General features: G+C 67.5%; 10 protein-coding genes. 1 reads left to right on the forward strand and 9 read right to left on the reverse strand.

Going from position 1 to position 11,906, the window contains the following annotated elements:
• Window position 1: 1 nt before the first annotated feature.
• The 9 genes from E1261_RS02940 to E1261_RS02980 form a co-directional block, all read right to left on the reverse strand.
• On the reverse strand, window positions 2-1,069 hold the full coding sequence (locus E1261_RS02940; RefSeq protein ID WP_132401354.1) for a hypothetical protein: 1,068 nt from the start codon (window positions 1,067-1,069) through the stop codon (window positions 2-4).
• A complete protein-coding gene (locus E1261_RS02945; protein ID WP_132401357.1) occupies window positions 1,069-2,115 on the reverse strand; it encodes a hypothetical protein in 1,047 nt (348 codons plus the stop codon). The genes E1261_RS02940 and E1261_RS02945 overlap by 1 nt, the downstream gene beginning before the upstream one ends.
• Entirely contained in the window at window positions 2,115-3,173 is a 1,059-nt protein-coding gene (locus E1261_RS02950; protein ID WP_132401360.1) for a hypothetical protein, read from the reverse strand. Before E1261_RS02950 ends, E1261_RS02945 begins: the two co-directional genes overlap by 1 nt.
• Window positions 3,173-4,201 carry a hypothetical protein gene (locus E1261_RS02955; protein ID WP_238175975.1) on the reverse strand — a complete coding sequence of 343 codons (1,029 nt, stop codon included), beginning with the start codon at window positions 4,199-4,201 and terminating at the stop codon, window positions 3,173-3,175. Before E1261_RS02955 ends, E1261_RS02950 begins: the two co-directional genes overlap by 1 nt.
• Before the next feature lie 122 nt (window positions 4,202-4,323).
• The gene (locus E1261_RS02960) at window positions 4,324-5,373 is read right to left on the reverse strand and encodes a hypothetical protein (protein ID WP_132401366.1); all 1,050 of its coding nucleotides are present in this window, start codon (window positions 5,371-5,373) and stop codon (window positions 4,324-4,326) included.
• Window positions 5,370-6,416, reverse strand: a complete 1,047-nt coding sequence (locus E1261_RS02965; protein WP_132401369.1) for a hypothetical protein — start codon at window positions 6,414-6,416, stop codon at window positions 5,370-5,372. Before E1261_RS02965 ends, E1261_RS02960 begins: the two co-directional genes overlap by 4 nt.
• Window positions 6,417-7,460 (reverse strand): hypothetical protein, encoded by a 1,044-nt coding sequence (locus E1261_RS02970; protein ID WP_132401372.1) that lies wholly within the window; start codon window positions 7,458-7,460, stop codon window positions 6,417-6,419.
• A complete protein-coding gene (locus tag E1261_RS02975) occupies window positions 7,460-8,503 on the reverse strand; it encodes a hypothetical protein (protein ID WP_132401375.1) in 1,044 nt (347 codons plus the stop codon). The genes E1261_RS02970 and E1261_RS02975 overlap by 1 nt, the downstream gene beginning before the upstream one ends.
• A gap of 93 nt (window positions 8,504-8,596) precedes the next feature.
• Window positions 8,597-9,658: a hypothetical protein gene (locus E1261_RS02980; protein WP_165952332.1), complete on the reverse strand. Its 1,062-nt coding sequence runs from the start codon at window positions 9,656-9,658 to the stop codon at window positions 8,597-8,599.
• A 187-nt stretch (window positions 9,659-9,845) separates the two neighbouring features.
• Here E1261_RS02980 and E1261_RS02985 point away from each other — a divergent pair.
• The coding region (locus E1261_RS02985; RefSeq protein ID WP_165952333.1) for an ATP-binding protein at window positions 9,846-11,906 on the forward strand (2,061 nt) is incomplete at its 3' end.

The raw sequence follows: 11,906 nt of genomic DNA on the forward strand, positions 1-11,906 counted from the left end.
TTCAAACCCCCTTGATGGTGAAAGTCCTGCTGACGCCGGCCTTGAAGTTGGTGCAAGCCGGGAAGGACACCCGATACGGGATGTTTCCCTTGTACGCCGGTTGCGCGTTGACCGTGTAGCGGCCGCTCAGCCGAACCTTCGCCGTACCGACAGTACGCCAGGCAGTCGCGCCGTACAGGCGTTGCAGGTTCACCGGGCAGTAGGACGGCGAACCGGAGACCGTGCCGTTCACCGGGACGATCGTGCCGACCGGTGCGCTCGTCCTCGACGGGGTCGCCGAAACGACAACGGCGCGGGGGAGGCGGTTGACAAAGAACCCGAAACCAGCGAGGGGTATCGGGCCGCCCGGCAACTGCAAGCAGTTCAGGTAATCGGTGAGACTTGCCGGGTACGCCTTGGTTACGTAGCCGTTGGTGTCGGTCAGGTCGACCGGACCGCCGAAGGCCTCGGCGCATCCGTTGTCATTGCGCAGCCAGACCTTCAGTCGGGTCCCGTACGGCTTACCGGTCTGACCGTTGATCACCGACCAGCGGATCGAGTAGCCCTGGCCGTAGGGCACCGGGTCCGGGATCACCCGCGCGGTGATCTTCGGGACGTTGGTCCCCACCACGGTCAGCGTCGGCCGCGGGCTCGGCACCGGCGTCGGACTGGTCATCCCGCCATTACTGATGGACGACCACGGTCCGACCATGACCCCGGCGAGCTCGAACTTCCCGTCGGCTGTCGAGGGCACGAGCACGGTGCCACGCCATTTACCGTTCTGCGTGGTGCCCTCGTAGCGCGTGAGTGGAGTGGCGATGAGGTAGGTCAGCGGTCCCGAACCGCCGGTGCGTTCCAGGTTCGCGTTCAGCATCGTGTCCGGGCCGGCGTCGGGCTCGGTGTACTGCGCGTCGACCTCGACGGTCACCGGCACCAGGTTGAGTGACGAGACCGCGACCGGTGTCGTCCTGATGATCCGGGCCGCCGTGACTGTCAGGTCCGGGTCAGGCGTGGCCTGGGCGGCCGGGGCGGTGAGCGCCAGCCCGATCAACGGCGCCACCAGGACTGCCGCTATCACTCGTGCTCGCATCAGATCCCCCTGATCGTGAAGGTCTTACTGAGGCCCGCTCGGAAGTGCTTGCAGGCTGGGAACGACACCCGGTAAGGGATGTAGCCCTTGTACGCCGGTTGCGCGGACAGCACGAACTTGCCGCTGAGCTGCCGGACGTTCGCCGTACCGACGTTGCGCCAGGCGGTCGCGCCGTACAGGCGTTGCAGGTGGACCGGGCAGCCGTCCGGCGCGCCCATCACCACGCCGTTCACCGGAACGATCGAACCGACCGGGGCGCTCGTCTTCGACGGGGTCGCCGAGACGATGCCGGGACGGTTGATGTGGATCGACAGCCCGCCGGACGTCGACGGGTCGCCCGGCAGCAGCAGGCAGTTCATGGCGATACTTGCCGGGTAGGTCTTGGTGACATTGCCGTTGGTGTCGGTCAGGGCGTTCGAACCGCCGAAGGACTCCACACAACCGGTGTCATTCTGCAGCGCTACCTTCAGCCGGGTCCCGTACGGCTTGGCGGTCTGGCTGTTGATCACCGACCACCGGATCGCATAGCCCTGCCCGAACGGCACCGGATCCGGAATCACCCGCGCGGTGATCTTCGGAAGGTTGCTGCCGACAACTGTCAGCACCGGACGCGTGCCCGGGACCGGCGTCAGCTCGAAGTCGTCGTCCCACCAGAACCGGCCGTGCATCACGCCGGTGAGCTCGAACTTGCCGTTCGCCGACGAGGGCACGTTCACGATGCCACGCCACTTGCCGTCCTGCGTGGTTCCCTCGTACCGCTTGAGCGGTGTTGTGTAGAAGTGGTTCAGCTGACCCGAACCGGCCGAGCGCTCCAGGATCGCGAACAGCGTAGTGTCCGGGTTCGCGTCGGGCCGGGTGTACTTGGCGTCGACCTCGACGGTCACCGGCACCAGATTGAGTGACGAAACGGCGACCGGCGTCGTCCTCAGGATCCGGGCCGCCGTCACCGTCAGGTCCGGGTCAGGCGCAGCTGTCGCGGTGGTCGCGGCGAGTGCCAGTGCTACCAGCGGCATCACCAGCAGCGCCGCGACCACGCGCGGGCGCATCAGAGACCCTTGATCGTGAAGGTCTTGCTGACACCGGCCTTGAAGTTGTCGCAGGCCGGGAACGACACCCGGTAATAGAGCAGCCCCTTGTACGCCGGTTGTGCTTGCAGCGTGAATGCGGCACTGGCCGGCCGGACCCTCGCGGTATTGACGGTGCGCCAAGCGGTCGCGCCGTACAGGCGTTGCAGATGAACGGGGCAGCCGAACGGTCCACCGGCGACAAATCCGTGCACCGGGACGATCGAACCGACCGGAGCACTGGTTTGCCACGGTCCTGCCGTGACGATGCTCGGGCGGTTGACGAAGAACGACAGCCAGCCCGACGGAGCCGGTTCGCTCGGCAGGTGCAGGCAGTTGAGGTACTCGGCGAGATTGGCGGCGTACGACTTGGTCACGTAGCCGTTGGTGTCGGTCAGCGCGACGGGTCCACCGAAGCTCTCCACACACCCGTTGTCGTTGGGCAGCCACACCTTCAGCCGCGTGCCGTACGGCTTACCGGTCTGGCCGTTGATCACCGACCAGCGGATCGAGTAGCCCTTGCCGAACGGCACCGGGTCCGGAAGCACCCGCGCGGTGATCCTCGGAATGTTGCTTCCGGCAACGGTCACGGTCGGCTGCGGGCCGGGAACCGGCGACGGATCGAACGTGTCAGGGTTGCCGGGGTTGAACGGACCGAGCTTGACCCCGGTGAGCGCGAACTTCCCATTCGCCGTCGAGGGGACGTTCACAACACCGCGCCAACTACCATCGCGCGTAGTTCCGGCGTACCGCTTGAGTGGCATCGTGATGAGGGTGTCCAGTTGGCCCGAACCGCCGGTGCGTTCCAGGAGCGCGTACAGCGTCGTGTTCGGGTCCGCTTCCTGCCAGGTGTACTTCGCGTCGACCTCAACGGTCACCGGGACCGTGTTGAGCGACGACACCGCGACCGGCGTCGTCCTCAGGATCCGAGCCGCCGAAGCCGTCAGGTCCGGATCCGGTGCTGCCTGCGCCCCTGGCGCCGTGAGCGCCAGGGCGGCCAGCGGCGCCACCAGGAGCGCCGCGATCAACCGTGGGCGCATCACAGGCCCCTGATGGTGAAGGTCTTGCTGACGCCCGCCCGGTAGTTGTAGCAGGCCGGGAACGACACCCGGTAGTAGAGCAGACCCTTGTACGCCGGCTGCGCGTTCAGCACGAATTTGCCGCTGCTCTGCCGCACCTTCGCCGTACCGACGTTGCGCCAGGCGGTCGCGCCGTACAGGCGTTGCAGGTAGACCGGGCAGTTGGTCGGTGCCCCCATCACTACGCCGTTCACCGGCACGATCGAGCCGACCGGGGCGCTCGTCTTCGACGGGGTCGCCGTGACGATGCCGGGACGGTTGATGCCGATGGACAGCCAGCCGAGCGGCGAGGGGTTGCTCGGCAGCAACAGGCAGTTCAGGGCGCCCGCCATACTCGCGGGGTAGGTCTTGGTCACGTAGCCGTTGGTGTCGGTCAGGGCGTTCGAACCGCCGAAGCTCTCCACACAACTGCTGTCGTTCTCCAGCGCCACCTTCAGCCGGGTCCCGTACGGCTTGGCGGTCTGGCTGTTGATGACCGACCACCGGATCGAGTAACCCTGGCCGAACGGCACCGGGTCCGGAATGATCCGCGCGGTGATCTTCGGGAGGTTGGTCCCGACCACCGTCAGCACCGGACGCACGCCCGGGACCGGCGTCGGGTCCGTCATGTCACCGCTGCCGGGCCAGTACTGCCCGACCATTACCCCGGTGAGCTCGAACTTGCCGTTTGCCGTCGAGGGCACGTTCACGATGCCACGCCACTTGCCGTTCTGCGTGGTTCCCTCGTACCGCTTGAGCGGTGTCGTGAAGAGGTAGGTCAGCTGCCCCGAACCGCTGGACCGCTCCAGGATCCCGAACAGCGTCTCGTCCGGGCTCGCGTCGGGCCAGGTGTACTTCGCGTCGACCTCAACGGTCACGGGGACCGTGTTGAGCGACGACACCGCGACTGGTGTCGTCCTGATGATCCGGGCCGCCGAGACTGTCAGGTTCGGGTTCGGATCTGCCTGCGCGGTGGAGGCGCCGAGCGCCAGACCCACCAACGGCGCCATGAGGAGCGCCGCCACCACTTGTCTTATCCGCATACTGCTCAGAGTGCTGCCGGACCGCCCGCTCCGCCTACAACCGCGCTCAAGAAATGCGCGATCGGGCGGAGCGGGTGGACCAGAACCGATCAGACTCCGGTGATGGTGAAGCTCCGGCTGACACCGGCCAGCGTGTTGTTGCATGCCGGGAGCTGCACCCGGTAGGTGCCCTTGCCCTTGGCGGTGATCGCCGCGGGGAGCGTGTAGCGGCTGCTCACCGAAACCTTCGTGCTACGCAGCGTGCGCCAGGCGGTCGCGCCGGACAGCTTCTGCAGGTTGACCGTGCAGCCGTAGGTGATGCCGGCGACATTGCCCTTGACCGAGACCGTCGTACCGACCTTGGCGCTGGTCCTGTCCGGCGTCGCCGCCACGATGCCCGGCCGCGGCACGAGCTGGATGTGGCTGTCGATCGGCGCCTGGGTGCCCGGGATCAGCAGGCAGTTCAGCTTGTCCGCCTCGGCCGCCGCGTGCTGGGTGACGAGCACACCGGCGGCGTTGGTGAGCACCGCACCCGCCGAGCCCTTGGCCTCCAGGCAGGCGTCACCCTTGGGGTGCAGCACCTTGAGGCGGGACCCGTACGGCTTGCCGGTTGTCGAGTTCAGGACCTGCCAGGTGATCGAGTACGGCTTGCCGAACGGGACCGGGCTCACGCTGAGCTTCCGGGTGATCTTCGGGATATTCAGGCCGGTGACGGCGAGCGACACCCCGGTCACCGGATCGTTGTCGGGGGTCTTGGCCTTGAGTGACCGGTCCAGGACACCGGCGTACACGCTGCCGACGTCGAGCCGGCCGTCAGCCGTGGACGGGACGTTCACCTTGCCCTGCCAGGTGCCATCCGTGCCGGTGCCGTCGATCAGCTTCAGCGGCTCGGAGAACACCTGGGTGGAGTAGGTGTGCTTGGACTCGTAGCTGTTCAGCTCGACGTACATCGGCTGATCCGCCTTGCCCAGCTTGTACGTGGCCTTGACGGTGATCGTCACCGGCACCGTGTTCAGACTGGAGACGGCGACCGACGCGCGGTCGAACTTCACGGACTCGACCTGCAGGTCGAGCGGTTCGGCCTGGGCCGGGACAGCGCTGAGCGCCGCACCCATGAGGGTTGCAGCGCCCAGAGCCGTCACAATGCTACGAGGTTTCATGTACCCATGATCCAGAACGTCGGGCTCACTGCGGTGACGTAGTTGGAACATGTGGGGAACTGCACACGGTAAGGGATCTTGCCCTTGTACGCCGGTTGCGCCTTCAGGGTGTAGCGCTTGCGCGAGTCGGTCTTCACAGTGCCGACGGTCCGCCAGGCAGTGGCGCCGTACAGGCGTTGCAGGTTCACCGGGCAGTACAGCGGGGCGACCTTAACGACGCCGTTGACCGGGACGATCGTGCCGACCGGGGCGCTGGTCCTCGACGGGACCGCGGTGACGACGCCGGGGTGCCGGAGCAGGATCGACAGACCGCCGATCGGCGCCTGGCTGCCCGGGATCAACAGGCAGTGGATGGCGTCATCGGAGATCGTCTTGTTCAGGATCACACCGGCGGTGTCGGTCAGCACCGAACCGGTTCCGCCGACCCGCTCGACGCATCCGTTGTCATCAGCAACGATCACGCGGAGTCTGGTGCCGTACGGCTTGCCGGTGGCCGAGTCGATGACCTGCCAGCGGATCGTGACCGCCGTACCAGGCTTGGAGATCGACGGTGCCGGGGCCGCGCTGAACTTCGGCTGGTGCAGACCGGTGACCTGGATCGCCGGACCATCGACCGGTGTCGCCGGGATGTTGCTGCCCGACGCCGGGTCGAACGTGCCGATGTTCAGACCGGTGATCTTCAGCGAGCCGTTCGCGGTCGAGGGGACGTTCACCTTCCCCTTCCAGACGGCGTTCGTCTCGTTGCCGGACACCATCTTCAGCGGATCGGACACCACCCAGTTGATGTTGGCCGGTACGGCGCCGCTCCGCTTCAGGTCGGCGTACAGCGGAGTGTCCGTGCGGGACGGGTCCCCTTCGGTGATCGAACCCTTGACCGTGATCGTCACCGGCACCGTGTTCAGACCGGCGACCGCGACGCTCGAGCGATCGATCACCACCGAGTCGACCGTCATGTCCGGATCCGCGGCGCTCGCCGGCGCCGCCGTCAGCACCGCTCCGGCCAACGGGACCGCGAACAGTGCGGCCAGCAGTTGTCGCTTCATTCAGACTCCTGTGATGGTGAAGGGCTTGCTGGAGGCTGCCACGTAATTGAGGCAGGACGGCATCAGGACGCGGTACGGGATCTTGCCCCGGTACGCCGGTTGCGCGGTCAGCGTGAATCGGCCGCTGGTGCGGATGTTCGCCGTACCAACGGTCCGCCACTGGCTGGCGCCGTACAGCCGTTGCAGGTTTGCCTTGCAGCCGACCGGCGGGCCGGTGACCGAGCCGTTGACCGGAACGAGAGTCCCGACCTTGGCGCTGGTCCGCGACGGAACCGCCGAGACACCGGCCAGGCGCGGCACCTTGAAGTGCAGGCCGCTGGTCGCGTACGGATCGGCGTACACCTCGAAGCAGTTGGCCCTGCTCGCGTCAGTTGCCTGGTACGTCGCGGTGTAGATGCCGGCGGTGTTCGTCTTGACCAGGGTGGTCCGGTCGGGACCGCACTCGCGGTCCACGTCGGCCGTGATCGAGATGCCGCTGAAGGGTTTGCCGGTGAAGTTGTCGGTCACCGCCCACCGGATCGAGTACTGCTGGCCGACGGGCACGACCTTCGGGGTCACGGTAGCGGTGACCTTGGGGTAGTGGCCGCCGTCGATGGTGACACTGGGGCCGTTGGCAACCGGTGTCGGCTCCCAGGCCGCGCCCGGCTCGACCCACCACGACGTGTACACCTTGCTGACCTTGAAGACGCCGCCCGCGGTCGACACGATGTTCAGGGTGCCGGTCCAGGTTCCGTCCTTGATCGTGCCCGCCGTCCGCCGGAGGTCGGTGGACACGATCGTGTTCAGCGGCCCGGATCCGCCGGTCCGCTCGAGGAAGACGTTCAGCGTCACCTTCGAGCTCTCCGGCCGGTTCGCGAACCCGGCCCGCACCTTCACCGGCACGTGCGCGATCGCAACCCCGCGCACGCCGACGGTCTTCGCGTCGATCTCAACACTCTGCACGGTCAGGTCCGGGTCAGGCTCGGCGTACGCCGGTGCGCCGCCGACCACGGTGCCGGCGAGCGGAACCGCGACCAGAGCCGCGAGCAATCTGCTGGTCTTCATCAGAGTCCTGTGATCGTGAAGGGTTTGCTGGACGCGGTGACGAAGCGGTAGCAGGCCGGGAGCAGAACGCGGTACGGGATCTTGCCCTTATAGGCAGGGGTCGCGGTCAGGGTGTAGCGGCCGCTGTCCCGGACCCGGGCCGAATTCACGGTCCGCCACTGCGAGGCGCCGTACAGCCGTTGCAGGTTGATCGCGCAGCGGGCGGGTGGGCCGGTGACCGAGCCGTTGACCGCGACGTTCGTCCCGACCTTCGCGCTGGTCTTGGCCGGCGTCGCCGACACGCCCGCCAGGCGCATCACCTTGGCCTGTCCGATCCCGCTCGGGTACGGGTCGGTGTACCGCAGGAAGCAGTTCAGCCAGTTCGCGTCCGAGGCCTGGTACGACTTCGTGTAATTGCCCGCGGTATCGGTCTGGATCTTCTGGCCGCCGCCCTCGGCGCACGGCGAGTCGATGCCGACCCACGCGGTGATCGGCGTACCGAACGGCTTGCCGGTGGTGGAGTCGCTCACCGTCCACTTGATCGAGTACGGCTTGCCGACCGGAACCGTCTTCGGCGTGACCGTGTAGGTGATCTGGGGAGCGTGCGTGCCGGTGACCTGCAGCGTCGGTCCGTCGAACGGCGTCGGGTCGATACCGATATCTATCCCGTACGGGCCGGCGCCGACGGAGCCGACCTTCCAGGTGCCGTTCGCGGTGGAGACGATGTTCAGCGGGCCCTTCCAGGTGCCGTTCTTGAGCGTGCCCGCGGTGCGCTTCAGCTCGGTGGAGGCGACGTGGTCGAGATGCCCGGTGCCACCGGTCCGGACCAGGTAGACGTAGAGAGTGGTGTCCTCATCGTCCGGATGGTCGGAGTTGTAGCCCGCCTTGACGGTGACATCGATCGTCGTGGTGGCCAGACCCGACACCGAGACGGCTGCCTGACTGAGGGTCACATCGCTGATGCTCAGTTTGTCGTCCGGCGCGGCCTGGGCCGGAGTTCCGCCCAGCACCGCGACGACCAGCGGCGCCGTCAACAGGCCCGCGAGGAATCGTCGAATGGTCATGATCCTCAGGATGGGGCATCCACAGAGATCAACTAGACCGGAATGCAGCCGCCCCGGGTGGGGAGCACCCGGGGCGGCCGTTCGGAGCGGGGGTCAGAGACCCGTGATGGTGAAGGTCTTGCTGATGTGCTCGATGTAGCCGCCACAGCCCGCAGGGAGCTGCGCTCGGTAGTAGATCTTGCCCTTGACCGCCGGCGTCGCCGTCAAGGTGAAGCGACCGCTGCCGCGCACCATGGCGGAGTTGACGGTCCGCCACTGGGAGGCACCCCGCAGCTTCTGCAGGTTCACCGGGCAACCACTGGCGTGGCCGGTGAGCGTGCCGTTGACCGGAACGTTCGTGCCGACCTTGGCGCTCGTCTTCGACGGCTTTGCCGAGAACACTCCGGACCGCTTCGCGTAGAACCGGTCGGCCGCAGTGGGGTAGGGGGCGGTCCGGAGCGAGCCACAGACCTCGCGGCCCTGGTCGCTCGCCGGGTAGGACCGAATGTAGTTGCCAGCGGCATCGGTCTTCACCGCGTCGCCGTGGGTCGCCGTCTCGGAGCACTCGGTCCCGACCCCGACCTCGAGCGCCGCCGGGACGCCGTACGGCTTGCCGGTCGCGGTGTCGGTCACTGTCCACTTGATCGAGTACGGCTTGCCGGTCGGTACGACGGCCGGCGTCTGCACGTGGCTGACCTTCGGGATGTGCGTGCCGGTCACCGCGAGACTCGGGCCGTCGAACAGCGTCGGGTCTTCGGGGAACCCGCTGCTCATTTGGCCGTACTCGCCCTTGACGACGCCGGTGACCTTGAAGGTCCCGTTCGCGGCCGAGGCAACATTCAGGACACCGGTCCAGGTGCCGTTCTTGAGGGTGCCGGCCGTGCGCTTCAGCGCGACCGAGCCGATGTCGTCGATGATCCCCGAACCGGCGGTGCGGTCGAGGTAGACGGTCAGGACGGTGTTCTCGTCCTGCGGGTTGTCGGAGTTGTAGCCGGCCTTGACGGTGACATCGACCTTCGCGGTGTCGAGGCCTGTTACCGAGACAGCAGTCTTGTTCAGCTGGACATCGCTGATGGTCAGTTTCGGATCGGGGTCGGCGTGCGCCGGCAGTGTGCCAAGCAACAGCGCCCCCAGGGGCGCTGCGAGGAGCGCCGCCATTACTCGTTGTCTACGCATGCCATCGACAGTGCCGGTGATCCCGAGCGCTCGCCAAGAGAATTGCGGGAGGTCTGCGCGATGGTGTCGGGGAGTAGACCGGATCTCGTACTCCGAGGGCTGTCGACAGGTGCTGTTCGGGCGATCCGGGGCGGGTGTTCACCCGGTGGTCATGTGGCGACCCGGTGCGGTCCGCAGGCTGGGCGGCATGAGCCAGGTCTTCGGTACGCCGCGGCTTCCGGCGCACGCGGTCGCCCGGATCGACCGGCTCGGGCGGGCGGTCACGCTGGCACCCGTGCTGCCGGAGCGGCGGGCGATCCTGTTCACCGGGCCGCCCGGGGCGGGGAAGACGCGCGAGCTCGATCACGCTCAGGAGTTGGCAGCGCGGCACGGCTGGACGGCGATCCGGGTGGAGGCGTCGGCGCGGGAACCGTTGGAGCACCGGTTCACCCGGGCGATCGGTGCGGATCTCAGCAAGCTGCGCCGAGAGTTCGGTGGGTTCCGGGTCCGGAAGCTGCGGCGGGCGGTTCGGGATCTGACCCAGCGGCAGCGGAAGGTCCAGCACGGCGCCGAGGTGCGGATCGGCGGTGGGCCGGTGCAGTTCGTCACGAAGAAGCAGTGGGACGCGACGCCTGCCGACAACCTCGGGACGACGCTGCACGACGTCGCCGACCAACTCGGTGACCTCTCGCCGGATCGGCCGGTGCTGCTCATGGTCGACAACGTGGACGCGGCGTCGCCGTACGACCTGGCAGGGTTGAACGAACTCGCCGAACACCTGGAGCGCAGCGGCCGTCCGGTGTGGCTGGTCGCGGCCGGTGGCACGATGACGACCAGCCAGCTGCTGGCCGCGTCCCAACGGATGCCCTTCGAGGTTCGCGAACTCGGCCCGATGTCCGACGCCGAGCTGACGTCGATCCTGACTGTGCCATTGGATCGAGCCGGTGTTCCTTATGAGCAGGCGGGCGTCGATGCGTTGGTGCGCTCAGCCAACGGTGATCCGGAGCGGCTCCGCACGCTCGCTGACACGGCGCTTGAACTAGGCGGCATCACGGCTGAGGGTGCCGCGGCGGCGACCGACCGGGTGCACAGTCGGTCCGCCGTGCTTTATCAGGCTCGCTGGGACAAGAGCAGCAATCCGCAGAAGGCCGTGCTGGCAGCGGTCGCTGCTGGTCAACCGCTCGGCGAGGTTCCGGGCCAATGGCAACAAATCGACCAGGCCCGGGGTGAGCTCGTCGCCCGCGGTCTCATCCGCGAGAACGCCGAGCAGCCTCTGGTTGCCGACCCCGGAATGCAGTCGTGGCTCAACCAGACCCTCGACCAACCAGCACCCCACGTTTCCACCCAGCGCGCTCTCGCTCCGATTGCAGAGGCCGGGCGTGCTGCCACGGCAGGCCAAATCCTCGGTACGGCGCGGGAGCCGTCGTACACGGTGGATCGTCAGGATGCGGAGGGGCGGCCGATCTCGCTGGATCAGCGGGTGCCGGGTGGGACCACGGTGTTGTTCACCGGGGAGCCCGGGATGGGGAAGAGCCGGGAGCTCGATCGGGCGCAGGGGCTTGCCGCTCGGGAAGGGTGGATCGCCGTACGGGTGGAGGCTTCGCCGCGCGAGCCGCTGGAGAACCGGCTGATTCGGGCGATCAGTCAGGACCTCGACACGGTCCGGGAACACTTCGGTGCCGGTGCGGCGCGCACGCTGAAGAAGGACCTCGATCAGCTGGCCGGCCGGTCGCGGCATCCGCAGTCGGGGAACGAGGTGCGGGTGGGGGTGCCCGGCGCGTTCCAGGTGGTGGCGAAGGAACAACATGAGACCGACGAGGTCGACGAGGTCGGCAGCACGCTGAACGAACTGGCCGACCGCCTCGGCGAAATCTCAGCAGCCAAAGGCGAACCGCTCCTCCTGATGGTCGACAACCTCGACAACGCCTCCGACCGCGACCTGGTCGCCGTCACCGAACTGGCTGCACGCCTGGAACAGAACCGCCAGCCGGTCTTCCTGATCGCCGCCGGCAGCGACCGAACCACCAGCCGCCTCCTCGCAGCCTCCGGTGGCCAAGCCGGTATCGAGACCGACGTCGTCAGCCGCTTCGACATCCGCAAGCTCGAGCCCTTCACCGACGCCGAACTCCGCCCCGCGCTCGCCGAACCCCTCCGCCAGGCCGCCGTACCGCACACTCCCGAAGCCGTAGACCACCTGGTCCGAGCCGCCAACGGCAACCCCGCCCGCCTCCGCGCCCTGGCCACCACGGCGCTAGAGATGTCGCCCACC

The organism is Kribbella albertanoniae, assembly GCF_004348455.1.
In the GTDB taxonomy this organism is placed as follows: domain Bacteria; phylum Actinomycetota; class Actinomycetes; order Propionibacteriales; family Kribbellaceae; genus Kribbella; species Kribbella albertanoniae.